Source organism: Streptomyces sp. NPDC048352, assembly GCF_040651895.1.
Lineage (GTDB): Bacteria > Actinomycetota > Actinomycetes > Streptomycetales > Streptomycetaceae > Streptomyces.
This window is the reverse complement of sequence record NZ_JBEZKZ010000026.1, coordinates 40,843-64,844: the sequence shown is the minus strand read 5'-3', so window position 1 is coordinate 64,844 and position 24,002 is coordinate 40,843. Positions and strand designations below refer to the sequence as shown.

At 73.0% G+C, this 24,002-nt stretch carries 20 protein-coding genes; 16 read left to right on the top strand and 4 right to left on the bottom strand.

The window, feature by feature from the left end; genetic code table 11:
• Positions 1 to 61: 61 nt before the first annotated feature.
• The 9 genes from hutU (at position 62) to AB0D45_RS16220 (ending at position 10,614) form a co-directional block, all read left to right on the top strand.
• Positions 62 to 1,723 carry a urocanate hydratase gene (gene hutU / locus AB0D45_RS16260; protein ID WP_361608957.1) on the top strand — a complete coding sequence of 554 codons (1,662 nt, stop codon included), beginning with the start codon at positions 62 to 64 and terminating at the stop codon, positions 1,721 to 1,723.
• Between the two features lie 212 nt (positions 1,724 to 1,935).
• Positions 1,936 to 3,126 carry an allantoate amidohydrolase gene (locus AB0D45_RS16255; RefSeq protein ID WP_361608955.1) on the top strand — a complete coding sequence of 397 codons (1,191 nt, stop codon included), beginning with the start codon at positions 1,936 to 1,938 and terminating at the stop codon, positions 3,124 to 3,126.
• Positions 3,117 to 4,457 carry a formimidoylglutamate deiminase gene (locus tag AB0D45_RS16250; RefSeq protein ID WP_362459193.1) on the top strand — a complete coding sequence of 447 codons (1,341 nt, stop codon included), beginning with the start codon at positions 3,117 to 3,119 and terminating at the stop codon, positions 4,455 to 4,457. The genes AB0D45_RS16255 and AB0D45_RS16250 overlap by 10 nt, the downstream gene beginning before the upstream one ends.
• 161 nt (positions 4,458 to 4,618) lie before the next feature.
• Positions 4,619 to 5,797, top strand: coding sequence for an imidazolonepropionase (hutI, locus tag AB0D45_RS16245; protein ID WP_362459190.1), 1,179 nt, complete (start codon positions 4,619 to 4,621; stop codon positions 5,795 to 5,797).
• A 127-nt stretch (positions 5,798 to 5,924) separates the two neighbouring features.
• On the top strand, positions 5,925 to 6,629 hold the full coding sequence (locus AB0D45_RS16240) for an LPXTG cell wall anchor domain-containing protein (protein WP_362459187.1): 705 nt from the start codon (positions 5,925 to 5,927) through the stop codon (positions 6,627 to 6,629).
• A gap of 15 nt (positions 6,630 to 6,644) precedes the next feature.
• Entirely contained in the window at positions 6,645 to 7,661 is a 1,017-nt protein-coding gene (locus AB0D45_RS16235; protein WP_362459184.1) for a hypothetical protein, read from the top strand.
• A complete protein-coding gene (locus AB0D45_RS16230; RefSeq protein WP_362459182.1) occupies positions 7,658 to 8,779 on the top strand; it encodes a neocarzinostatin apoprotein domain-containing protein in 1,122 nt (373 codons plus the stop codon). Before AB0D45_RS16235 ends, AB0D45_RS16230 begins: the two co-directional genes overlap by 4 nt.
• Positions 8,776 to 10,152, top strand: coding sequence for a hypothetical protein (locus tag AB0D45_RS16225; RefSeq protein ID WP_362459179.1), 1,377 nt, complete (start codon positions 8,776 to 8,778; stop codon positions 10,150 to 10,152). The genes AB0D45_RS16230 and AB0D45_RS16225 overlap by 4 nt, the downstream gene beginning before the upstream one ends.
• A gap of 123 nt (positions 10,153 to 10,275) precedes the next feature.
• On the top strand, positions 10,276 to 10,614 hold the full coding sequence (locus tag AB0D45_RS16220) for a hypothetical protein (protein WP_362459177.1): 339 nt from the start codon (positions 10,276 to 10,278) through the stop codon (positions 10,612 to 10,614).
• A 94-nt stretch (positions 10,615 to 10,708) separates the two neighbouring features.
• Here AB0D45_RS16220 and AB0D45_RS16215 read toward each other — a convergent pair whose 3' ends face one another.
• Positions 10,709 to 12,235, bottom strand: coding sequence for an oligopeptide:H+ symporter (locus AB0D45_RS16215; RefSeq protein ID WP_362459174.1), 1,527 nt, complete (start codon positions 12,233 to 12,235; stop codon positions 10,709 to 10,711).
• A gap of 470 nt (positions 12,236 to 12,705) precedes the next feature.
• On the opposite strand from AB0D45_RS16215, the gene AB0D45_RS16210 reads away from it, so the two are divergent.
• The gene (locus AB0D45_RS16210) at positions 12,706 to 13,383 is read left to right on the top strand and encodes a response regulator transcription factor (RefSeq protein ID WP_361598287.1); all 678 of its coding nucleotides are present in this window, start codon (positions 12,706 to 12,708) and stop codon (positions 13,381 to 13,383) included.
• 30 nt (positions 13,384 to 13,413) lie between these two features.
• Positions 13,414 to 14,679: an ATP-binding protein gene (locus AB0D45_RS16205; RefSeq protein WP_362459171.1), complete on the top strand. Its 1,266-nt coding sequence runs from the start codon at positions 13,414 to 13,416 to the stop codon at positions 14,677 to 14,679.
• Positions 14,680 to 14,707: 28 nt separating this feature from the next.
• Here AB0D45_RS16205 and AB0D45_RS16200 read toward each other — a convergent pair whose 3' ends face one another.
• Positions 14,708 to 15,235 (bottom strand): GtrA family protein, encoded by a 528-nt coding sequence (locus AB0D45_RS16200; RefSeq protein WP_362459168.1) that lies wholly within the window; start codon positions 15,233 to 15,235, stop codon positions 14,708 to 14,710.
• Positions 15,236 to 15,447: 212 nt separating this feature from the next.
• Here AB0D45_RS16200 and AB0D45_RS16195 point away from each other — a divergent pair, with 212 nt between their 5' ends.
• From AB0D45_RS16195 to AB0D45_RS16180, 4 genes are all read left to right on the top strand, one after another.
• Positions 15,448 to 16,587, top strand: a complete 1,140-nt coding sequence (locus AB0D45_RS16195) for a 5-(carboxyamino)imidazole ribonucleotide synthase (RefSeq protein WP_361598278.1) — start codon at positions 15,448 to 15,450, stop codon at positions 16,585 to 16,587.
• Positions 16,584 to 17,111 (top strand): 5-(carboxyamino)imidazole ribonucleotide mutase, encoded by a 528-nt coding sequence (gene purE, locus AB0D45_RS16190; RefSeq protein WP_361598275.1) that lies wholly within the window; start codon positions 16,584 to 16,586, stop codon positions 17,109 to 17,111. Before AB0D45_RS16195 ends, purE begins: the two co-directional genes overlap by 4 nt.
• On the top strand, positions 17,108 to 18,286 hold the full coding sequence (locus AB0D45_RS16185) for a dipeptidase (protein WP_362459164.1): 1,179 nt from the start codon (positions 17,108 to 17,110) through the stop codon (positions 18,284 to 18,286). The genes purE and AB0D45_RS16185 overlap by 4 nt, the downstream gene beginning before the upstream one ends.
• Before the next feature lie 175 nt (positions 18,287 to 18,461).
• Positions 18,462 to 19,538, top strand: a complete 1,077-nt coding sequence (locus AB0D45_RS16180) for a membrane dipeptidase (protein ID WP_361598269.1) — start codon at positions 18,462 to 18,464, stop codon at positions 19,536 to 19,538.
• Positions 19,539 to 19,565: 27 nt separating this feature from the next.
• Here AB0D45_RS16180 and AB0D45_RS16175 read toward each other — a convergent pair whose 3' ends face one another.
• Together AB0D45_RS16175 and AB0D45_RS16170 are read right to left on the bottom strand one after the other, a co-directional pair.
• Positions 19,566 to 20,768 (bottom strand): glycosyltransferase family 87 protein, encoded by a 1,203-nt coding sequence (locus tag AB0D45_RS16175; protein ID WP_361598266.1) that lies wholly within the window; start codon positions 20,766 to 20,768, stop codon positions 19,566 to 19,568.
• 198 nt (positions 20,769 to 20,966) lie between these two features.
• The gene (locus tag AB0D45_RS16170) at positions 20,967 to 22,310 is read right to left on the bottom strand and encodes a UDP-glucose/GDP-mannose dehydrogenase family protein (RefSeq protein WP_361598263.1); all 1,344 of its coding nucleotides are present in this window, start codon (positions 22,308 to 22,310) and stop codon (positions 20,967 to 20,969) included.
• 242 nt (positions 22,311 to 22,552) lie between these two features.
• Here AB0D45_RS16170 and AB0D45_RS16165 point away from each other — a divergent pair, with 242 nt between their 5' ends.
• Positions 22,553 to 23,710 carry an acyl-CoA dehydrogenase family protein gene (locus AB0D45_RS16165; protein ID WP_361598260.1) on the top strand — a complete coding sequence of 386 codons (1,158 nt, stop codon included), beginning with the start codon at positions 22,553 to 22,555 and terminating at the stop codon, positions 23,708 to 23,710.
• Positions 23,711 to 24,002 lie beyond the last annotated feature (292 nt).

The following is a 24,002-nucleotide window of genomic DNA, read 5'->3' as shown; positions in this document are numbered from 1 at the left end:
TGGAACTATTCATACCGCCAGGATGTGAATGGATTGACCAACATCGGAGGAGGCACCAGCCATGTCAGGACCCCGCCCCGTACGGGCCGCGCGAGGCACCGAGCTCAGCACCCTGGGATGGCAGCAGGAGGCCGCCCTCCGCATGCTGCAGAACAACCTCGACCCCGAGGTCGCGGAGCACCCCGACAAGCTCGTCGTCTACGGCGGCACCGGCAAGGCCGCCCGCGACTGGCGCTCCTTCGACGCGATGGTGCGCACCCTGCGGACCCTCAAGCAGGACGAGACCATGCTGGTCCAGTCCGGCCGCCCGGTCGGCGTGATGCAGACCCACGAGTGGGCGCCGCGCGTGCTGCTCGCCAACTCCAACCTGGTCGGCGACTGGGCCAACTGGGAGGAGTTCCGCCGCCTGGAGCACCTCGGCCTGACCATGTACGGCCAGATGACCGCCGGCTCCTGGATCTACATCGGCACCCAGGGCATCCTCCAGGGCACCTACGAGACCTTCGCGGCCGTCGCCGCGAAGAAGTTCGGCGGCACCCTGGCGGGCACCATCACCCTGACCGCCGGCCTCGGCGGCATGGGCGGCGCCCAGCCGCTGGCCGTGACGATGAACGACGGCGTCGCGATCTGCATCGACGTCGACCCGCGCGCCATCGAGCGCCGCATCGAGCACCGCTACCTGGACGTGAAGGCCGACAGCCTCGCCCACGCCCTCCAGCTGGCCACCGAGGCCCGCGACGCCCGCAGGCCGCTGTCCATCGGCCTCCTCGGCAACGCCGCCGAGCTGCTCCCGCAGATGCTGGCCGAGGGCGCCCCGATCGACATCGTCACCGACCAGACGAGCGCCCACGACCCGCTCTCCTACCTCCCCGTCGGCGTCGACTTCGACGACATGGCCGCGTACGCCGCCAAGGACCCGGCCGGCTTCACCACCCGCGCCCGCGAGTCGATGGCCCGGCACGTCGAGGCGATGGTCGGCTTCATGGACGCCGGCGCCGAGGTCTTCGACTACGGCAACTCCATCCGCGGCGAGGCCCAGCTGGCCGGCTACGACCGCGCCTTCGCCTTCCCCGGCTTCGTCCCCGCCTACATCCGGCCGCTGTTCTGCGAGGGCAAGGGCCCCTTCCGCTGGGCCGCCCTGTCCGGCGAGGCCTCGGACATCGCCAAGACCGACAAGGCGATGCTGGAGCTGTTCCCGGAGAACGAGTCCCTGCACCGCTGGCTCAAGATGGCCGGCGAGCGCGTCCACTTCCAGGGCCTGCCCGCCCGTATCTGCTGGCTCGGCTACGGCGAGCGCGACCGCGCCGGCGAGCGCTTCAACGACATGGTGGCGAGCGGCGAGCTGGCCGCCCCGCTGGCCATCGGCCGCGACCACCTCGACTGCGGTTCCGTCGCCTCCCCGTACCGCGAGACCGAGGCCATGCTCGACGGCTCCGACGCCATCGCCGACTGGCCGCTGCTCAACGCCATGGTGAACGTGGCCTCCGGCGCCTCCTGGGTGTCCATCCACCACGGCGGCGGCGTCGGCATGGGCCGCTCCATCCACGCCGGCCAGGTCACCGTCGCCGACGGCACCCCGCTGGCCGGCGAGAAGATCCGCCGCGTCCTCACCAACGACCCCGGCATGGGCGTCATCCGCCACGTCGACGCCGGCTACGACATCGCCGAGACGGTCGCCGACGAGCGCGGCGTCCGCGTCCCGATGCGGGAGCACTCCGCGTGAGCGAGGCACGATTCCCGGGCCGGGGGGACTCCCGGCCCGGTGCGGCGCCGCTGCCGGGGGCTCTGCCCCCGGACCCCCGCGCCTCAAACGCCGGCGAGGCCGGGTCTGGCCCCGGCCGGGGCGAGGCCCTGGGCGGGGCCCCCTCCGGGGTCCGGGGCGGAGACCCGGGGAACGGTGGAAGGGCGGGGCGGGGAGAGACCAGCTTCCACAGCATGTGGGCAGAGCTCCAGCCCATCGGCCGCCACGCCGGCTCCGGCGGGTACCGCCGCTACGCCTGGACCGGTGCCGACGCCGACTGCCGGGCCTGGTTCCGCGGGCAGGCCGAGGCGCGCGGGCTCGCGTACGAGGTGGACCGCAACGGCAACCAGTGGGCCTGGCTCGGCGACCCCCTCGCGGGCGACGCCGTGGTCACCGGCTCCCACCTGGACTCCGTCCCCGACGGCGGGGCCTTCGACGGCCCCCTCGGAGTGGTGTCCTCCTTCGCCGCCCTGGACGAGCTCCGCGCCCGCGGCGCCGCCCCCACCCGCCCCCTGGCCATCACCAACTTCGGTGACGAGGAGGGCGCCCGCTTCGGGCTGGCCTGCGTCGGCTCCCGGCTCGCCGCCGGACAGCTGAGCAAGGACAAGGCGTACGAGCTGCGCGACGCCGACGGCGTCAGCCTCCCGCAGGCCATGGAGGCCGCCGGGTACGACCCCGGGACCATCGGAGCCGACCCGGAACGCCTCGCCCGTATCGGGGCCTTCGTCGAGCTCCACGTCGAACAGGGCCGCGCCCTCGACCTGTCCGGCGACCGCGTCGGCATCGCCTCCGCCATCTGGCCGCACGGCCGCTGGCGGTTCGACTTCCACGGCGAGGCCAACCACGCGGGCACCACCCGGCTCGTCGACCGCCGCGACCCGATGCTCACGTACGCGCAGACCGTGCTGGCCGCCCGCCAGGAGGCCGCCCTGGCCGGCGCCGTCGCCACCTTCGGCAAGATCTCCGTCGAGCCGAACGGCGTCAACGCCATCCCCTCGCTGGTACGGGGCTGGCTCGACTCCCGCGCCGCCGACCAGGCCACCCTCGACACGGTCGTCACCGCCGTCGAGAAGGCCGCCCGCGAACACGCCGAGCGCGACGGCATCGACCTGAACGTCGTACGGGAGTCCTTCACCCCGGTCGTCGAGTTCGAGCACGCCCTGCGCGACGAGCTCAACCGGCTCCTGGGCGGGGCCGTCCCGGTCCTCGGCACCGGCGCGGGACACGACGCCGGGATCCTCTCCGGATCGGTCCCGACCGCCATGCTGTTCGTACGCAACCCCACCGGCGTCTCCCACTCGCCGCGGGAGTTCGCGGCCGAGGACGACTGCGTGGCCGGAGTCCTCGCCCTCGCCGACGTACTGGAAGGCCTGGCATGCCGTTGAAGACGTACTGGCTGGAGCACGCCTGGCTCGGCAGCGCCGTCGAGCCGGGCGTCGTCCTGGACGTGTCCGGCGACGGGCGGATCGCCGCCCTGCGCACCGGAACGCCCGGCCCGCCCCCCGGGGCGGAGGTGCTGCGCGGCCTGACCCTGCCGGGCCTGGCCAACGCCCACTCCCACGCCTTCCACCGGGCGCTGCGCTCGGCCGTCCAGGTCGGCTCGGGGACCTTCTGGACCTGGCGCGAGGTCATGTACGGGGTCGCGCAGAGACTCACCCCCGAGAGCTACTTCGACCTCGCGCGCGCCGTGTACGCGGAGATGGCCCTGGCCGGCATCACCAACGTCGGCGAGTTCCACTACGTCCACCACGCCCCCGGCGGCACCCCGTACGCCGACCCCAACGCCATGGGCGAGGCCCTCATCGAGGCCGCGGCGGCGGCGGGCATCCGCGTCACCCTCCTCGACACCGCGTACCTGTCCTCGGGCTTCGGCGAAGCGCCGAACGAGCACCAGCGGCGGTTCTCCGACGGTAGCGCCGACGCCTGGGCCGAACGGGTCTCCGCCCTCAAGCCGCGGGAGCACGCGCTGATCGGCGCGGCGGTCCACTCCGTGCGCGCCGTGCCCGCCGACCAGCTCGCCACCGTCGCCGGCTGGGCGCAGGAGCGGCAGGCCCCGCTGCACGTCCACCTGTCCGAGCAGACCGCCGAGAACGACGCCTGCCAGGCCGCGCACGGCTGTACGCCCACGCAGCTGCTCGCCGACCACGGCGTGCTCGGCCCGGGCACCACCGGCGTCCACAACACGCACCTGACGGACGCGGACATCGCCCTGCTCGGCGCCACCGCCACCGGCACCTGCATGTGCCCCACCACCGAACGCGACCTCGCGGACGGCATCGGCCCGGCCGGACGCCTCCAGGGGGCGGGCAGCCCGCTGTCGCTGGGCAGCGACAGCCACGCCGTGATCGACCTGCTGGAGGAGGCGCGGGCGATGGAACTGAACGAGCGCCTCGCCAGCCGCACCCGGGGCCACTGGACGGCGAACGCCCTGCTCCGGGCCGCCACCGAGGACGGCCACGCCGCGCTCGGCCTGCCGGACGCGGGACGCCTGGAGGCCGGCGCCCTCGCCGACTTCACCACCGTCGCACTGGACTCCGTACGCACGGCCGGCCCGGCGGCGCGCCTCGGCGCGGAGACGGCCGTCTTCGCCGCCTCGGCCGCCGACGTCCGCCACACGGTGGTCGGCGGCCGCCACGTGGTCCGCGACGGCGCCCACACCCTGGTCCCGGACGTCCCGTCAGCCCTGGCGTCCGCCATCGCCGCCCTCCGCGCCTGACCGAGCCGGAGCCCGCCGCTGCGCGGAGCCTGCCCCCACCCCGCCCCTTCCCGAAACCGGAGGCTCCGCCCCCGGACCCCCGCGCCTCAAACGCCGGCGGGGCTGGAATATCGGGAAGGGGCGGGGTGGGGGGCCACACAACTCGACCACCCCGAGGAACCATGACCACCACCGTCATCACCAACATCGGCAGCCTCGTCACCAACGACCCCGCCCTCGGCGACGGCACCCCCCTCGGCCTGATCCAGGACGCCGCCGTCGTCATCGAGAACGACACGATCGCCTGGGTCGGCTCCGCCGACAAGGCCCCGGACGCCGACACCGCGTTCAACGCGAAGGGCCGCGCCGTCATCCCCGGCTTCGTCGACTCCCACAGCCACCTCGTCTTCGCCGGCGACCGCACCGCCGAGTTCAACGCCCGGATGTCCGGCCGCGGCTACACCGCCGGCGGCATCCGCACCACCGTCGCCGCCACCCGCGCCGCCTCCGACGCCGAGCTGGAGGCCAACCTGCTGCGCCACCTCGACGAGGCCCGCCGCCAGGGCACCACCACCTTCGAGACCAAGTCCGGCTACGGCCTCACCGTCGCCGACGAGGCCCGCGCCCTGCGCATCGCCTCGGCGCACACCGAGGAGGTCACCTACCTCGGCGCGCACATCGTCTCCCCCGACTACGCCGACGACCCGGCCGGCTACGTCGCGCTCGTCACCGGCGAGATGCTGGCGGCCTGCGCCCCGTACGCCCGCTGGGTGGACGTCTTCTGCGAGAAGGGCGCCTTCGACGGCGACCAGGCCCGCGCGATCCTCACCGCCGGCGCCGCCGCCGGGCTGGTCCCGCGCGTCCACGCCAACCAGCTGTCCCACGGCCCCGGCGTGCAGCTGGCCGTGGAGCTGGAGGCGGCCTCCGCGGACCACTGCACCCACCTCACCGACGCCGACGTCGACGCCCTCGCCCAGGCCGCCGGCACGACCGTCGCCACCCTGCTGCCCGGCGCCGAGTTCTCCACCCGCGCCCAGTGGCCCGACGCCCGCCGGCTGCTCGACGCAGGCGCCACCGTCGCGCTGTCCACCGACTGCAACCCCGGTTCCTCGTACACGAGTTCCATGCCGTTCTGCATCGCCCTCGCCGTCCGGGACATGGGCATGACCCCCGACGAGGCGCTCTGGTCCGCCACGGCCGGCGGGGCCCGCGCGCTGCGCCGCGACGACCTCGGGCGCCTGGGGCCCGGCGCCCGCGCGGACCTGGCCCTGCTCGAAGCCCCCAGCCACGTCCACCTCGCCTACCGTCCGGGCGTCCCGCTCGTCTCGGCCGTCTGGCAGCGAGGGGTCCGCGCCGCCTGACCGGCGGCCGGGACGCCCACCCGAAGCGCCGGGTGTCCTTTGTCTTCCCTCCGTAAGGTCCCGGGCGTACCTTGTGCCACCGATCTGATGTTCCGTCAGTAACGTGTGGCCCGAGGGGAAGACGAAGGTGTCCGACCGGAAACGTTCCACCGCACTCGCGCTGGCCTGCGCGCTCGCCGGATCCGCGGTCCTGCTCGCCGCCCCCGCGGCCCACGCCGACGTGGTCGACGTCGAGTACCAGTGCAAGACCCCCATCGGGGACAAGTCCGCGGTCTCGCCCATCGACATCAAGGCCGTCAAGGAGGGCGACGGCTACAAGCTGACGATGTCCTTCCAGAAGGGCGTCTCCTCCAGCCCCATCGAGCTGGGCAAGGGCGCCATGAACCCCAGCGCCGTCATCATGGCCGACGGCGCCGAGAAGGCCTCCGTACCGGTCTCCGGACCGCCCAACCCCGAGGCCGCGCCCGCCAACACCCCCATCAGGATCACCGATCTGTCGGGCACCTACACCCCGAAGAAGAGCGGCAAGGTCACCTTCACCGCGGGCGTCCTCACCATCAAGGCGATGGGCACCACCACCACCTGCACCCCCGGCAACAGCCCCGGGCCGTCCCTGGAGATGGAGGTCACGGCGGCCGGCGGCGGCGCGGGCCCGGGGGACTCCGGAGGCTCCGGGGACTCCGGGGGCTCGGGGGAGGCGCTCCCGCAGACCGGCCCCGCCGACTCCGCCCTCGCCCTCGGCACCCTCGGCGCCACCGTGCTGCTCTCCGGCGCCGCCGGAGTGCTGTGGCTGACCCGGCGCGGCCGGCAGCCCCAGCGGACCCGGTCCTGAACGGAGCCGCCGCCCGTGCTCCGCACCCCCCTCAAGCGGCTCGGCGCCGCACTCCTCGCCGCCGCCGGCCTGTACGCCGCCCCGGCCGCGGCGGCCGACGAACCCGCCGGACCGGGCTGGACCGCCGAACCGGCCACCGACCGCCCCGGCCCCGCGCGCCCGTACTTCTACCTCGCGGGCCCCGCCGGAACCGTCCTGGAGGACCGGCTCGCGCTGGCCAACCCCGACGACCGGGAGCACACCGTCACCCTGCGCGGGGCCGACGCCCACACCACCCCGGACGGAGCCTTCGCCGTGCGCCCCGCCGCCGGGTCCGGCGGCGCGGGCTCCTGGATCAGCTTCGGCGGCGCCGCCACGGTGAAACTCCCGCCCCGCACCCGCGCGGTGGTCCCGTTCACCGTCACCGTGCCGCCCGCCTCGCCGCCCGGCGACCACCCGGCCGCCGTCGTCGCCACCGAGGCCGGCCGTGAGGCGGGCGTACGGGTCCACCTGCGGGTCGGCGGCCCGGCCCTGGCCGCCCTCACCGTCGAGGAGGTCTCCGTACGCGGCCACGGCGCGGCCACCACCGTCGACTACACCCTGGTCAACCGGGGCAACGTCACCCTCACCCCCGAACTCGCCCTGCGCGCCGGGGGCACCTTCGGCGGGCCCCGCACCCTGCCCGCCCGCGCCCTGCCCCTCGAACTGCTGCCCGGCCGGCGGGCCCGGCTGAGCAAGCCGTGGCCCGGCGCGCCCGCCTTCGGCCGGCTCACCGTCACCCTCACCGCCACGGCCCCCGGCGCGGCCCCGGCCACCGCCACCGCCTCGGCGTGGCCGGTGCCCGGCGGGGGAGCGGCCCTGGCCGGCGGCGCCCTGACCGCCCTCGGCGGGACGGCGGCCGCCGCGCTGCTCCTCGTACGGGCCCGGCGCTCCCGGCGCTCCCGGCGCTCCCGGCGCGCGGAGCCGTACGCGCGCCCGCCGGCCCGGACCCCGGAAGGCGAGCGGGCGCACGAGAAGGACGACCGGCACGAGCTGACGGGAGCCACCAGGTGAGCCGCACGGCTGGCGCGAAGCCGGCACCCCTCCTCGGCGCGGCCCTGACGGCGCTCGCCCTCACCCTGCTCGCGCTGCTGCCGGCGGCCGCCCCCGCGACCGCCGCCGAGGGGAAGCCCGCCGCGGCGCTCTCCCTCCAGGAGGCGGCCAAGGGCACCGAGATCACGGTCACCGGCACCGGCTGGCGGGCGAAGACGCTCGTCATGCTGCTGGTCTGCGGCCAGAACATGATCGGCGGCACCAACAGCTGCGCCAACGCCGACGGGGTCGCCGTCGCGGTCGCCGGCGACGGCGGCTTCACCGCGAGGCTGCCGGTCGCGGAACCGCCCAAGCCCTGCCCCTGCGTGGTCACCGTGACCTCCGTCAACGGGGACCAGTCCACCGTGGCCCTCCCGCTGAAGATCACCGGCCATCCGGTGGCGGAGCTGCCCGCCGAATCCGGCACCGCCCGGCTCGCGATGCTGAGCGGGGTCCGCCTCAGGGGCGAGGACGGGGTGCTGACCTGGTTCGGCGCCCCGCCCGGCCGGAAGTTCACCGCCACCCTCGGCAACCTCGGCTCGGCCCCGGTCAAGGACCCCGTCTTCCAGCTCGGCACCGCGCACGGGGTCTTCGCCCCGGTGTGGGAGGAGGCCCGCTGGAAGGGCTCCATCCCGCCCGGGGGCACGGCGGAGGTCGCGCTGGACGTGGCCCTGCCGGCGGGCGCCCACGGCGACTACACGGTCTCCCTCAAGTACGGGGACACGGTCCTGGCCGCCCAGCCCTGGGGCGTGGACCGCCCGTACGGGGTGCTGCTGTTCTGGGGGCTGCTGCTGGTGGTGGTCCCGACGGCGCTCTTCCGGGCCGGCATGGCCGTCGTCGACAGGGTCCGCCCCCGCGCCGGTGCGGTGTCCGGCCGCCACCGCAGCGCCGGGGCGGCCCCGGCCGACGGCTCGGCGGCCTCCGCGGCGTCGGCGGTGACGGCCCGCCTGCCGCGGCTCCGCGCGGTACGGGCCCCCGACGCCCCGACACAGGTCCTGCCCTGGTTCGCACCGCCGGATCCGGAACCGGAACCCGCACCGCGGCCCCCACAGACATCCGCACCGTCCGATCACAGTCCGACGACGAAGGGACCATCGTGAAGACCCAACGGAGGGCGAGCGCGGCCGTGGTCGCGCTGCTGCTCAGCGGCGCGGGTATCGCCGTGGCGGCTTCCCCCGCCCAGGCGGCCGAAGCCACGTTCAAGGTCAAGTGCGTACCGCCGGCCGGCGGCGGCGATCCGGTGGAGGGCGAGACCACCGCCAGGATCACCGCGCCGGCCACGGCCAAGGTCGGTGACGAGGTCGACGTGTCGTGGGAGACGGTGAAGCCGGCCTCGAACAACACCGACCTGATGGTGATCCCCAAGGACTCGGTCCAGCCCACCGGCTGGCTCACCGTCGGGGGCGGGGGAGGGGAGGCCAAGGTCGTCGGGGAGAAGAAGAACCCGGAGATCCCCAAGAAGGCCCCCATGGTCATGTCCACCATGAAGGGCAAGGTGAAGCTGACCAAGGCCGGGAAGATCACCCTGACCCCCGGCAGGTACGAGGTCGCGGTGACCTTCCCCTTCGGCACCTTCGTCACCAAATGCGCCCCGGTGGGCGAGGTGAAGGGCGGGGCGACCATCGACGTGTCGGACGGCGGCTCCACGACGGGCGGCTCCACGACCGGCGGCGCGACGACGGGCGGCACGACCACCGGCGGCGCGACCACCGGGGGCACGACGACGGGCGGCGCGACCACCGGGGGCGCGACCACCGGGGGCGCCACGACCGGCGGCGCGACCACCGGTTCCACGACCGGCTCCACCACCGGCGGCAGCGGCGGCCAGACCGACTTCCCCGGCAAGGCGGTCGAGGTGGCCTACGACTGCGGCGCGGTGGTCCCCGGCGGCATCAAGACCCCGGTCACCGTCAACGCCAAGAAGAACGCCGGCGGCGGCTACGACCTCACGGTCAAGACCGCCAAGGGAGCCATGGCCGCGCCCATGGCCCTGCCCGCCGGGGCCCTCAAGCCCTCCATGGACATCAAGCTCGGCGGCGCCGACAGCGGCTCGGTCAAGGTCACCGGCCCCGCCAACGCGGAGCCGATCCCCGACAAGGCCCCGGTCAGCCTCAGCGACATGACCGGCACCTACAAGCCCGGCAAGACGGGCAAGGTGACGCTGAGCCCGGACCAGCTGACGATCGACGTCACGATGGCCCCGGGCTCGACCCCGATCAACGTGCCCTGCAAGGCGGCCAGCAGCGGCGTCTCCCTGGAGCTCGACACCGCCGCCCAGCCGGGCGGCTCGGGCTCCACCTCCTCCGGCTCCGCGGCCTCGGGCACCTCCGGCGCCGCGGGCGGCCTCGCCGAGACCGGCGCCGACGACGAGGGCGGCCTCCAGGCCCTCACGCTGGTCGCCGGCACGGTGATCCTGCTCGGCGGCGCGGTCTTCGCCTTCACCCCCTGGCGCCGCCTGCGCGGTACGAGGTAACCCGTCGTTTCCCTCGCGACCTGCCGCGCGCCCCTCCGCACCCGGAGGGCGCGCGGCCGTTTCTGTGCCAGGCTCCGAGAGTCGATCGATACGTCCGGTGCACAGGGACAGCGGGGAAGAGACATGACATTCAGGTACGCCGCAGTCGGGCTCGTCGCCCTCTGCGTACTGGGAGCGCTCGGTGCGCCCTCCGCGTCGGCCGCGAACAGCGGGAAGTGCAAGACCACGGCCGACATGGACGGCGCCGGGCGGCCGAACGCCACCTCCCGCTGCACGGGAGGCTTCCCTTCCGGCGCCAGGCACCGTGCGGTCATCACCTGCGACACCGTGCAGGGGGCCCGCGAGCACGTGGTGCGCCGCACCTACCGCAGCGCGTGGGCGACGACGGGATCGCCCGCCAAGGTCGGCTGCGGATTCAAATCGTTCCTGGTCGGATTCACGTCGGAGATGCGCGGCAACTGACGTTCTCCGCGGCACTCACTCCTTCGGGGAAACAAAAGGGGCGGCTCGGCACACCTTCCGGTGTGTCGAGCCGCCCCTCGTGCGGGTGGGTGCGTCAGCGCACGTCACCCATGAGCGTCTTGACCTTCTTGCGGTACATGAAGACCGCGGCCGCGGCCAGGACGGCCAGGGTGGCCTCGATGGCCACCGCGGAGGTGCCGTTGAGGTCGATGCCGAAGACGGCCGGGTCGGACAGCAGGCTGGTGACGGAGTCGCCCGCGGTGACCGCGAGGAACCACACGCCCATCATCTGCGAGGCGTACTTGGCCGGTGCCATCTTCGTGGTGACCGACAGGCCGACCGGGGAGAGGCAGAGCTCGCCGACGGTCTGGATCAGGTAGATGCCGACGAGCCACATGGGGCTCACCGACTGTCCGTTCGCGGCCAGGCCGATCGGCACCAGGAAGAAGAAGAACGACACACCGACGAAGAACAGGCCCGCGGCGAACTTGCCGACCGTCGACGGCTCGTTGCCCTTGCGGTTCAGCCACACCCAGATCCAGGCGAAGACCGGGGCCAGGGCCATGATGAAGACCGGGTTCAGGGACTGGTACCAGGACGAGGGGAACTCGAAGCCGAGCAGCGCTCCGGCAGCCTTGGTCTCCCCGAAGGACTGGACGGTCGAGGCGCCCTGGTCGTAGATCATCCAGAAGACGGCGGCGGCGACGAAGAACCAGATGTAGCCGGTCATCTTCGACTGCTCGTCGCGGTTCAGGTCCTTGTCCCGCTTGATGCGGACCAGCACACCGGCCGGGACGATCAGACCGATCAGGGTCAGGGGGATGGTCGCCCACGCCTTGGTGAACATGCCGGCCATGCCCACGGCGGTGTAGAACACCGCGACGGCCGCGACCACGGCGACGATCTTGCCGATCCAGGAGGTGCGCTCCTCGGCCGACAGCGGCTTCGGGACGACGGAGCTGACCGGGTTCAGGTTCTTGGTGCCCAGCAGGAAGGCGACGAGGCCGATGCCCATGCCGACCGCGGCGAGCGCGAAGCCGAGGTGCCAGTTGACCTTCTGGCCGACGGTTCCGATGATCAGCGGCGCGAAGAAGGCACCGGCGTTGATGCCCATGTAGAAGATCGTGAAGCCGCCGTCACGGCGCGGGTCGTTCGCGTCCTTGTACAGCTGGCCGACCATCGTGGAGATGTTGGCCTTGAGCAGACCCGAGCCGAGGGCCACGAGGGCCAGGCCGACGAAGAACGTCGAGCCGCCCGGCAGGGCGAGGATGATGTGACCGGACATGATCGTCACGGCCGCGATCGTCACCGTCTTGCGGGGGCCCCAGACGCGGTCGCCGAGCCACCCGCCGGGCAGGGCGAGCAGGTAGACCATGGAGACGTAGATGGAGAACACGGTGATCGCCGTGCCCTCGTCCATCCCGATGCCGCCGGCCAGGCTGCCCTTCTTGGCGTCCGGGCCACCGGAGAGCAGGTAGACGAGGAGGAGGGCCTTCATGCCGTAGAAGCTGAAGCGCTCCCACATCTCGGTCATGAAGAGAGTGGCCAGGCCACGGGGGTGTCCGAAGAAGGTCTTCTCGGCGGACGGAGTCGCCGGTTCCTTCGTCAGGCTGGAAGCCATGGTCGATCCTTGCTTGCTCGGGACGCTTCGCTTCGTGAGCGGAACTGCGCCCGGTGGGGGGGTGGCCGGCACCGGCGGTGGGTGTCCCACCCCACGCCCAGGGGTCTGCCCTCGACCTGGAGGAGGGGGCAGGGAACATCCACAACCGGGATCCACGCCCAGCGCGCCTCGCGCGCCGGGCCCGGCCCATAGGTCATTCACTGTCATCTGGGCCGGATCGAACCGACCAGAGCAGAATTTGAGGTCTTTGGCGCGGATTTCGGCACAAAGATCCCCTGGGTAGTGCATCAGGCGTCTCGCCACCATACGACAGGACACCGCCGCATATGGAAGGCCTTGAGAGATGGATCACAGGCCCAACGGGAACCGATCTGTCATGTTCGAAGGCGGGTAGTAGTTCATAACCCCAGTTCGAGAGGGGTCTGCGGGCAAGCGCCTGCTTTCAGCCGCCGCGGACTACCATCACCCACATGACGCGTGTACTGCTCGCCGAGGACGACGCATCCATCTCGGAACCCCTCGCCCGCGCCCTGCGCCGGGAGGGTTACGAGGTCGAGGTCCGGGAGGACGGCCCCACCGCCCTGGACGCCGGACTGCAGGGCGGCGTCGACCTCGTCGTCCTGGATCTCGGCCTGCCCGGCATGGACGGCCTGGAGGTGGCCCGGCGCCTGCGCGCCGAGGGTCACGGCTTCCCGATCCTGGTACTCACCGCCCGGGCCGACGAGGTCGACACGGTGGTCGGCCTCGACGCGGGCGCCGACGACTACGTGACCAAGCCCTTCCGCCTCGCCGAGCTGCTGGCCCGCGTACGGGCCCTGCTGCGGCGCGGCGCCACCGAGGCGGGCCAGGCCCCCGCCACCCACGGCGTGCGCATCGACGTCGAATCGCACCGCGCGTGGATGGGGGAGGAGGAGCTCCAGCTCACCGCCAAGGAGTTCGACCTGCTGCGCGTCCTGGTCCGCGACGCCGGCCGCGTCGTCACCCGCGACCAGCTGATGCGCGAGGTCTGGGACACCACCTGGTGGTCCTCCACCAAGACCCTCGACATGCACATCTCCTGGCTGCGCAAGAAGCTGGGCGACGACGCGGCCAACCCCCGCTACATCGCCACCGTCCGCGGCGTCGGCTTCCGCTTCGAGAAGAGCTGACCCCCGCGCGACTGAGGCATCCTCTAAGGCATGCGCCGCCGCCTCATCAACTCCACGCTCGCCGTGGTGCTCGTCGTGATCGCCGTGTTCGGGGTCTCCCTCGTCATCGTGGAGACCCGGACCATCACCAGCAGCGCCCAGGACCGGATCGGCTCCGAGGCGCTGCGGCTGCTCGGCACCGTCGAGGCGGACGCCCTGGAGCACAAGCCCGTCGACGCGGGCGCGCTCGCCGAGCAGCTCGACCTCGGCACGTACGCCCGCGTCACCCTCCCCGGCCGGCCGGCCGTCGAGGTCGGCGACCGGATCGACGACAGCGTCCTGCGCGGCACCGCACGCGGGGAGCAGGGCATGTTCGTGGTCGTCGAGGCGTCCCGGGCCACCGTCACCAAGGAGGTCGGGCGCACCCTGGCGGTGGTCGGCGCGGTGGCGCTGCTGGCCGTCGTGGCGGCCGTCCTGCTCGCCGTACGCCAGGCCAACCGGCTGGCGTCCCCGCTCACCGACCTCGCCGAGACCGCCGAGCGGCTGGGGTCGGGCGACCCGCGGCCCCGGCACAAGCGGTACGGGGTCCCCGAGCTGGACCGGGTCGCCGACGTACTGGACTCCAGCGCGGAGCGGATCGCCCGCATGCTGACCGCCGAGCGGCGGCTGGCCGCCGACGCCTCGCACCAGCTGCGCACCCCCCTCACCGCCCTGTCGATGCGGCTGGAGGAGATCACGGTCACCGAGGACCTGGAGACCGTGCGCGAGGAGGCGAGCATCGCCCTCACCCAGGTGGAGCGGCTCACGGACGTGGTCCAGCGGCTGCTGACGAACTCGCGGGACCCGCGGACCGGCTCGGCGGTCCCCTTCGACCTGGACGAGGTCGTCAAGCAGCAGGTGGAGGAGTGGCGGCCGGCCTACCGCAGCGCCGGACGGGCCATCGTCCGCTCCGGGAAGACCGGCATGCGGGCCGTCGGCACGCCGGGGGCGGTCTCGCAGGTCCTGGCGACCCTCGTGGAGAACGCGCTGATGCACGGCGGCGGCACGGTCGCCCTGCGCACCCGCGTCACCGGGAACCAGGCCGTGCTGGAGGTCACCGACGAGGGCCCCGGCGTCCCGCCCGACCTCGGCAACCGGATCTTCGAGCGGACCATCAGCGGCCGCAACTCCACCGGGATCGGCCTGGCCGTGGCCCGGGACCTCGCGGAAGCCGACGGCGGCCGCCTGGAGCTCCTCCAGGGCCAGCCGCCGGTGTTCGCACTGTTCCTCAGCCGTACCGCCCCCGAACCGGCGGAGCCGGAGCGGACGGTCCGGTAACCCGGAGGCCGCTCAGCCCGCAGGCCGCTCAGTTGCCCGCGGGCTCCGGGGTGCGGGGGGTGAGGGGCAGGTCGTGCCCGTCACGCTGCTCGACCACCAGCGAGGGCGCCGCCGGCGTGGGCAGCGCCTTGAAGACCCAGCTCCGGTAGGACCAGAACCGGAAGACGGTGGCCACCGCCATGCCGAGGAACTTGAAGACGTTGTTCTGCAGCGAGCTGTCCAGGCCGAAGCCGTAGGTGGCCACGTAGAGCACACCGCTCTCGATGACCATGCCGATCAGGCTGAACAGCACGAAGAGGATCATCTCGCGGCGGCGGCTGCCGAGGTCGCGGTCCCGGTAGGTGAAGTAGCGGAAGCCCACGTAGTTCGTGACGATGGCCACCACGATGGCTATGACGTTCGCACGCACCGTCTGCAGGTCGGTCGTGCTCCGCAGCAGGTTGAAGACGCCGAAGTTGACGAGGACGCCCGCCCCGCCGACCGCTCCGAACTTGACGACCTCCCGGGCCAGACCGCGGAGGCGCTCGGACAGCGGCATTGCGTTCGGCGTGCTCATGTGATGGCTCAGTCCCTGTCCGTCGTCGTGGTCCCCGCGGCGGGGCCGTCACCCGATCTCGTCAACCCCACCATGCTAAGTGTCCCCCGCGGCGGGAGTCCGCGCCCCGGCACCCCCTGCGACGCACGGCACACGAGGCCGCCGGCACCCTCCGGCGGGTCCGCGCCAGGGTCCCGTCCGGATGGCGGAATACCGGCGGATACCCTGGAGGCGTGACGTTCCCGGTAGTCGGCATGGTCGGCGGCGGACAGCTCGCCCGCATGACCCACGAGGCGGGTATCCCCCTCGGCATCAGATTCAAGATCCTCAGTGACACCCCACAGGACTCGGCGGCCCAGGTCGTGAGCGATGTCGTCATCGGCGACTATCGCGACCTGGAGACGCTGCGCGCCTTCGCGCGCGGCTGCGACGTGGTCACCTTCGACCACGAGCACGTACCCACCGAGCACCTCCGGGCCCTGGAGTCGGACGGCATCCCCGTCCGGCCGGGGCCCGACGCGTTGGTGCACGCCCAGGACAAGGGGGTGATGCGCGCCAAGCTCGACGAGATCGGCGCGCCCAGCCCCCGCCACCGGATCGTGAGCGATCCGGCGGACGTGGCGGCCTTCGCGGACGAGGTCGGCGGTTTCCCCGTCATCCTCAAGACGGTGCGCGGCGGGTACGACGGCAAGGGGGTGTGGTTCGTCCGCACCCCCGAGGACGCGGCGGCCCCCTTCAAGGCGGGCGTCCCCGTCCTCGCCGAGGAGAAGGTGGACTACGTCCGCGAGCTCGCGGCCAACATCGTCCGCTCCCCGCACGGCCAGGCGGTGGCCTACCCCGTCGTCGAGTCCATCCAGGTGGACGGGGTCTGCGACACGGTGATCGCCCCCGCGCCCGACCTCTCCGAAGCCCTCGCCGGCGAGGCCCAGGCCCTGGCCCTGCGCATCGCCGGGGAACTCGGCGTGACCGGCCACCTGGCCGTGGAGCTGTTCGAGACCACCGACGGCCGCATCCTCGTCAACGAACTGGCCATGCGCCCGCACAACAGCGGCCACTGGACCCAGGACGGTGCGGTCACCTCCCAGTTCGCCAACCACCTCCGCGCGGTCCTGGACCTCCCCCTGGGCGACCCGCGCCCCCGGGCCCGCTGGACGGTCATGGCGAACGTACTCGGCGGGGACTACCCCGACATGTACGCGGGGTACCTGCACTGCATGGCCCACGACCCGCAGGTGAAGATCCACATGTACGGCAAGGACGTGAAACACGGCCGCAAGGTCGGCCACGTCAACACCTACGGCGACGACCTGGACGATGTGCTGGAGCGCGCACGTCACGCAGCCGGCTACCTCAGAGGAACGATCACCGAATGAGCACCTCCCCCGTCGTAGGCATCGTCATGGGCTCGGACTCCGACTGGCCCGTCATGGAGGCCGCCGCCAAGGCGCTGGACGAGTTCGAGATCCCCTACGAGGTCGACGTCGTCTCCGCGCACCGGATGCCGCGCGAGATGGTCGCGTACGGCGAGCAGGCGGCCGGGCGGGGCCTGAAGGCGATCATCGCGGGCGCGGGCGGAGCCGCCCACCTGCCCGGGATGCTCGCCTCCGTCACCCCGCTGCCCGTCATCGGCGTCCCCGTGCCGCTGAAGTACCTCGACGGCATGGACTCGCTGCTGTCGATCGTCCAGATGCCCGCCGGGGTTCCCGTCGCCACCGTCTCCGTCGCCGGAGCGCGCAACGCGGGCCTGCTGGCCGTACGGATGCTGGCCGCGCACGACCCGGAGCTGCTCGGCCGGATGCGCGAGTTCCAGCAGGAGCTGAACGACCAGGCCACCGAGAAGGGCAAGCGGCTGCGTACGAAGGTCGCGGGCGCGGACTCCTTCGGGTTCGGCAAGTGAGCGCGGCGGACCTGCTGGCGCGGGCCAGGGAGCTGCTCGCCGAGTACCCGGTCGTCGACGGCCACAACGACCTTCCCTGGGCGCTGCGCCAGCAGGTCCGCTACGACCTCGACCGGCGCGACCTCGCCGCCGACCAGTCGGACCACCTGCACACCGACCTGCCCCGGCTGCGCGCCGGCGGGGTCGGCGCGCAGTTCTGGTCGGTCTACGTGCGCTCCGACTACAGCGGCGACGAGGCGGTCAGCGCCACCCTGGAGCAGATGGACGCCGTCGGCCAGCTGATCGCCCGTTACCCGGGTGACCTGGTGCGGGCGCTGACGGCGGACGACATGGAGGCGGCCCGCGCCGAAGGCCGGATCGCCTCCCTGATGGGCGCCGAGGGCGGGCACTCCATCAACAACTCGCTCGCCACCCTGCGCGCCCTGCACCGCCTGGGCGTGCGGTACATGACGCTCACCCACAACGACACCATCGACTGGGCGGACTCGGCGACCGACGAACCCCGGCACGGCGGCCTCACGGACTTCGGCCGCGAGGTCGTCCGCGAGATGAACCGCATCGGCATGCTCGTGGACCTCTCGCACGTCGCCCCGACGACGATGCGCGACGCCCTCGACGTGTCGCGGGCGCCGGTGATCTTCTCGCACTCCTCGGCGCGTGCGGTCTGCGACCACCCGCGCAACGTCCCCGACGACGTGCTGGAGCGGCTGTCCGGCAACGGCGGCGTGGCGATGGCCACCTTCGTGCCCAAGTTCATCCTGCCCGCGGCCGTCGAGTGGACCCTCGCCGCGGACGAGAACCTGCGCGCGCACGGCTTCCACCACCTCGACACCACCCCCGAGGCGATGGCCCTGCACCGGGCGTTCGAAGCGGCGCACCCGCGCCCGGTGGCGACCGCCGCCACCGTCGCCGACCACCTGGACCACATGCGCGAGGTGGCCGGCGTCGACCACGTCGGCATCGGCGGCGACTTCGACGGCACCGCCTTCACCCCGGCCGGACTGGACGACGTCTCGGGCTACCCGAACCTGATCGCGGAGCTCATCGGGCGCGGCTGGTCGCGGGCGGACCTGGCGAAGCTCACCTGGTCGAACGCGGTACGGGTACTGCGGGACGCGGAGGCGGCGGCCCGGGACCTCTCGGCGACCCGGGGCCCGTCCAACGCCCACCTCTGACGACGCCCCCCGGGCCCGGCGGCGGTTCCGCCTCCGCGGCCCGGCCGGGAAAGCCCGGCGGGCGCCTGGTGGCCGGGGCGCCACCCGAACGCCACACCTGCCGGGCGGCCCCGGCGCCCCGCGTGTCACGGTGGCTCCATCTCTCCCTGCTGCCGCCGAGACCGGAGCCAACGCCATGGCCGACCTGCAGGATGAACCGCACTCCCCGGGCGTCGGAGCCGAAGACGTCCCAGCCCCCGCCTCCGTGGGCGGCGCCCTGGACCGGGCGGCCGAGCTGCTCGCCGAGCATCCCGTCGCGGACGGGTGCAACACCCTCGTCTGGACCCTGCGCCAGAGCCCGTACCACGACATCGACACCCCGGACGGGTGCGTCGACACCGACATCCCCCGGCTGCGCGCCGGGGGAGTGGGCGCCCAGTTCTGGACGCTGCTCGTGCCCTCGGGGCGGCCGGGCGGGGCCGCGTCCGGTGCCGCCCCCGGCCAGGTGGTGTCCGACACCCTCGAACAGATCGACGTGGCCCAGGCCCTGATGCGGCGCTACTCCGACAGCCTGCACCTCGCGCTGAGCGCCGACGACATGGTCGACGCCCGCAACCGGGGCCAGATCGCCTCGTTCCTGGGCCCCGTGCCGGGCAGCGCCCTCACCGATTCCCTCGGCGCGCTGCGGGCCTTCCACGCACTGGGCGTCCGCATCATCGCGCCCGCGGGCGCCCCCTGGGCCGAGGAGGGGCTGACGGCCTTCGGCCACGAGGTGGTCAAGGAGGTGAACCGGCTGGCGATGCTGCTGGACCTGACGGGCTGCCCGCCGGCCGCGGCCTGCCAGCTCGCGGCGGCCTCCAAGGCGCCGGTGATCGTCTCGAACACGGGGGCCGCCGCGCTCAACCCGCACCCGGGGAACGTCACCGACGAGGTGCTGCTCGCGCTGCGGGCGGCGAACGGACTGGCGATGGTCACCTTCGACGCCGCGCGGACGGGGGACTCCCTGCACGCGGTGGCCGACCACCTGGAGCACGTCCGGGCCATCGCCGGCCCGGAGGGCGTCGGCATCGGCGCCGGCTTCGGCACCGAACGGGGAGCGCCCCGGCCGGCGGGCCTGGCGGACGCCTCGGGCTATCCGCTCCTGATCGCGGAGCTGCTGGAGCGGGGCTGGTCGCAGACCGACCTCGCCCTGCTGACCTGGGGCAACGCCCTGCGGGTGCTGCGCGACGCGGAGTTCACCGCGCGCGCCGCACAGCACCGCAGGACGCCGTAGCGCCGAGGCGCCACAGCGGCGTACGCGTCAGCGGGCGGCCAGGGCCCGCTTCGGCAGGACGGTCGCCTTCCACAGCCGGATCCCGGACCACACCGTGGCGTACAGCAGGAGGCCGTTGCGCGCGCACAGCAGGACCGTGCCGAGCGTGGTGTTGGTGAGGATGTCGGAGCCGTACCAGACCGGGAAGACCAGCGTGGTCAGGACGGTGGCGGCCACCAGCAGCCAGGCGACGGGACGCTGGGTGGTGTGCCGGGAGGTGAGGCAGACGGCGGCGAGGCCGAGCAGCCAGATCATGTACTGCGGGCTGATGACCCGGCTGGTGACGGTGAAGACCATGATGGCGCAGAGCGCGGCGTCGAAGGGCGTCGCGTTCGACCAGCGGTTGGCCTTGACCCGCCACAGCAGGAGCAGCAGGAAACCGATGACGGTCAGGCCGAGCGAGGCCCGCGCGATGCTCGACACGTACGGGCCGACGTACTCGAAGGCGCCGTACTGGAAGTTGATCTTGCCGGGCCACAGGCCGACGAGGCGGGCCGCCATCAGGGCCGAGCCGCCGAGGGACTCGACCTGGACGCCGCGGTCGCCCTGGTTGCCGAGGAAGCCGAGCGTGTCGCGGAACAGCGCCGCGAAGACGGCGAGCAGCGCGGCGCAGGACAGCGCCGCCGCGACGAAGGCGTCCCGCGTGGACTTGCCGCGCGGGGTGCCGAGCAGGGTGAGCAGCGGCCACACCTTGACCATGGCGCCGACGCCGGCGATCACGCCGCCGAGGCGGGGGCGGTAGCGCAGGCACAGCAGGGAGGCGACGGCGAGCAGGGTGACCTGGATGTCGTAGCGCGCGAAGGGGGTCGCCATGAGCATCGGCAGCGTGACGAGCCACAGCACGGCGCCGCCCATGCTGCCGTCGTTGCGGCGGGCGGCCCGTATCAGGCCGACGAGGAGCACGCCGTCGCAGAGGACGGTCAGCGCGACGAAGGCCTGGAAGTAGGTGAGGAAGGGGAGCAGGTCGGGCGAGAGGAAGATCGCCGCGGCTGCCGGGGGGTACTGCCACATGATGTCGTTGTGCGGCATCGTCCACGTGACGAGGACGTCGTACCAGTTGTGGTAGGTCGCGGTGATCTCTACTCGGACGACGTTCGAGCTGTAGAAGTCGTTGACGAGCATCCAGAGCATCGCGGCCCGGCTGGCCAGCCAGAAGCCCGCGATACCCAGCAGGGCTCCGCGTCCTCGCATGGCTGCTTCGAAGGATCCCCGCCGGTCACGCGTGGCGGGCGCCGCCGTCGCAGATGCGGTGGGGTTGGTCGGAGGGCTGCTGGTCGTGGTCATCGGCGCGAAGTCTACCTATTCGTTTTTTCCCCTTCTTTGACTGAGACCCATCAAAAAGGGGTAGGGGTGTACGCCGCCGCGGCCCGGCCGGGCCCGCGATTTCCCCTACGCCTGCGGCCGCCCCATGGCCCGGTACGTCCAGCCGGCCGCGCGCCAGCGCAGCGGGTCGAGGGCGTTGCGGCCGTCGAGGACGAGGCGGTCGGTGACGACCTCGCCGAGCTCGGCCGGGTCGAGGTCGCGGAACTCGCGCCATTCGGTGAGGTGCAGGACGACCTCGGCGCCACGCGCCGCCGCCAGCGCCGAGTCGGCGTAGCCGAGCGTCGGGAAGATACGGCGGGCGTTGTCCATGCCCTTGGGGTCGTAGACGGTGACCTGGCCGCCCTGGAGGTGGATCTGCCCGGCCACGTTCAGCGCGGGGGAGTCGCGCACGTCGTCCGAGTCCGGCTTGAAGGTGGCGCCGAGGACGGCGACCCGCTTGCCGAGGAAGGAGCCGCCGACCGCCTCCCGGGCCAGCTCGACCATGTGGCCGCGCCGGCGCATGTTGATGGAGTCGACCTCCCGCAGGAAGGTCAGCGCCTGGTCGGCGCCGAGCTCGCCGGCGCGCGCCATGAAGGCGCGGATGTCCTTGGGCAGGCAGCCGCCGCCGAAGCCGATCCCGGCGCGCAGGAACTTGGCGCCGATCCGCTCGTCGTAGCCGATGGCCTCCGCCAGCTTGACCACGTCACCGCCGGCGGCCTCGCAGACCTCCGCCATGGCGTTGATGAACGAGATCTTCGTCGCCAGGAAGGAGTTGGCGGCCGTCTTGACCAGCTCCGCCGTCGGGAAGTCGGTCACCACCAGCGGGGTGCCCTCCGACATCGGGGTCTCGTACACCTCCCGCAGCAGCTTCTCGGCGCGCTCGCCCCGGACGCCGATGACGATCCGGTCCGGGTGCAGGGTGTCCTGCACGGCGAAGCCCTCGCGCAGGAACTCCGGGTTCCACGCCAGCTCCACGTCCGCGCCCGCCGGGGCCAGCGCCGCCAGCTTCGCCGCGAGCCGCTCGGCCGAGCCCACCGGCACCGTCGACTTGCCGACCACCAGGGCGGGCCGGGTCAGGTGCGGGGCCAGCGACTCGACGGCGGAGTCCACGTACGACATGTCGCAGGCGTACTCACCGTGCCGCTGCGGGGTGTTCACGCACACGAAGTGCACGTCGCCGAACTCCCCGACCTCCTCCCACGACTGCGTGAACCGCAGCCGCCCGGTGGACCCGGGCAGCCCCGCCACGTGCTTGGCGAGCAGTTCCTCCAGCCCCGGCTCGTACATGGGGACCCGGCCGGCCGCCAGCATCTCGATCTTCTCCGGCACCACGTCCAGCCCCAGCACCTCGAAGCCGAGCTCCGCCATGGCAGCGGCGTGGGTGGCGCCCAGGTAGCCGGTACCGATCACGGTGATCTTCAGGAGGGCCATCGATGCTCCAGAGGTGCGGGGCCGTTTGCGGTCCCCGAGCATAGTCGCGCCGGTCCGCGGGGACGTTCCACCGAGGGTCCGGCTGTCACGCAGCTCACGTACGCGCCGCATATCGCTGCGCGGACGCCGGGAACTAGACTTTGGGTTACTTAACGGTAGTTAGCATCCGGCGCCGAGCGCACGGCGGCGACACACAGCTGTCGGCGCCCCACCCGGCGCCGCACCCTGGGGAGTGAGAGATCTTGGCGGGTTCTGCCGACTTCGACCTGTACCGCCCGGCCGAGGAGCACGACATGCTCCGCGAGTCGGTCCGCGCGCTCTGCGAGGCGAAGATCCTCCCGTTCGCGGCCGCGGTCGACGAGGAGGCCCGCTTCCCGCAGGAGGCCCTCGACGCCCTGGTCGCCAACGACCTGCACGCCGTCCACGTGCCCGAGACCTACGGCGGCGCCGGCGCCGACGCCCTCGCCACCGTCATCGTGATCGAGGAGGTGGCCCGCGTCTGCGCCTCCTCCTCCCTCATCCCGGCGGTCAACAAGCTCGGCTCCCTCCCGGTGATCCTCTCCGGCTCGGAGGAGCTCAAGGCCAAGTACCTCGGCCCGCTGGCCAAGGGCGACGCGATGTTCTCGTACTGCCTCTCCGAGCCGGACGCCGGCTCCGACGCGGCCGGCATGAAGACCCGCGCGGTGCGCGACGGCGACTTCTGGGTGCTCAACGGCGTCAAGCGCTGGATCACCAACGCGGGCGTCTCCGACTACTACACGGTCATGGCCGTCACCGACCCGGAGAAGCGCTCCAAGGGCATCTCCGCGTTCGTGGTCGAGAAGACCGACGAGGGCGTCTCCTTCGGCGCCCCCGAGAAGAAGCTCGGCATCAAGGGCTCCCCGACGCGCGAGGTCTACCTCGACAACGTCCGCATCCCGGCCGACCGCATGATCGGCGCCGAGGGCACCGGATTCGCCACCGCGATGAAGACCCTCGACCACACCCGCATCACCATCGCCGCCCAGGCCCTCGGCATCGCCCAGGGCGCCCTGGACTACGCCAAGGGCTACGTCCAGGAGCGCAAGCAGTTCGGCAAGCCGATCGGCGACTTCCAGGGCGTCCAGTTCATGCTCGCGGACATGGCCATGAAGATCGAGGCCGCCCGCCAGCTGACCTACGCGGCCGCCGCCAAGTCGGAACGCGTCGACGCCGACCTCACCTTCTTCGGCGCCGCCGCCAAGTGCTTCGCCTCCGACGTCGCGATGGAGGTCACCACGGACGCCGTCCAGCTCCTCGGCGGCTACGGCTACACCCGCGACTACCCGGTCGAGCGCATGATGCGCGACGCCAAGATCACCCAGATCTACGAAGGCACGAACCAGGTCCAGCGGATCGTCATGGCCCGCAACCTGCCGTAACCCCCGGCCTGACACGCCGTTCCCCGGCAGGCCCCCGGCACGCGCCGGGGGCCTGCCGCGTACCCGTCGCCGGCCGCCCGCCGCCCGCCACCGGGGATTACGGAGCGTTCCTTTGTAACGATTCCGATCCAGCGGGCGGGTCCCGCGGTCCGGCGGCCGCCCGGCGGGGCCGGTGCTCCCGGGGCGGGGGACGGCCGCCGCCGTGCCGCGCGGCGACGGGCGCGGCGGTGGAGGCGGTGCGGGAAGGTCCGTTGCTGAGCAGGGGGTTTCGGCGGCGCGTCGCGGACGCCCT

Coding starts and splice junctions, on each gene's coding strand:
- hutU (WP_361608957.1), top strand. CDS start 62: ATGTCAGGACCCCGCCCCGTACGGGCCGCGCGAGGCACCGAGCTCAGC.
- AB0D45_RS16255 (WP_361608955.1), top strand. CDS start 1,936: ATGTGGGCAGAGCTCCAGCCCATCGGCCGCCACGCCGGCTCCGGCGGG.
- AB0D45_RS16250 (WP_362459193.1), top strand. CDS start 3,117: ATGCCGTTGAAGACGTACTGGCTGGAGCACGCCTGGCTCGGCAGCGCC.
- hutI (WP_362459190.1), top strand. CDS start 4,619: ATGACCACCACCGTCATCACCAACATCGGCAGCCTCGTCACCAACGAC.
- AB0D45_RS16220 (WP_362459177.1), top strand. CDS start 10,276: ATGACATTCAGGTACGCCGCAGTCGGGCTCGTCGCCCTCTGCGTACTG.
- AB0D45_RS16215 (WP_362459174.1), bottom strand. CDS start 12,235: ATGGCTTCCAGCCTGACGAAGGAACCGGCGACTCCGTCCGCCGAGAAG.
- AB0D45_RS16210 (WP_361598287.1), top strand. CDS start 12,706: ATGACGCGTGTACTGCTCGCCGAGGACGACGCATCCATCTCGGAACCC.
- AB0D45_RS16205 (WP_362459171.1), top strand. CDS start 13,414: ATGCGCCGCCGCCTCATCAACTCCACGCTCGCCGTGGTGCTCGTCGTG.
- AB0D45_RS16200 (WP_362459168.1), bottom strand. CDS start 15,235: ATGAGCACGCCGAACGCAATGCCGCTGTCCGAGCGCCTCCGCGGTCTG.
- purE (WP_361598275.1), top strand. CDS start 16,584: ATGAGCACCTCCCCCGTCGTAGGCATCGTCATGGGCTCGGACTCCGAC.
- AB0D45_RS16180 (WP_361598269.1), top strand. CDS start 18,462: ATGGCCGACCTGCAGGATGAACCGCACTCCCCGGGCGTCGGAGCCGAA.
- AB0D45_RS16175 (WP_361598266.1), bottom strand. CDS start 20,768: ATGCGAGGACGCGGAGCCCTGCTGGGTATCGCGGGCTTCTGGCTGGCC.
- AB0D45_RS16170 (WP_361598263.1), bottom strand. CDS start 22,310: ATGGCCCTCCTGAAGATCACCGTGATCGGTACCGGCTACCTGGGCGCC.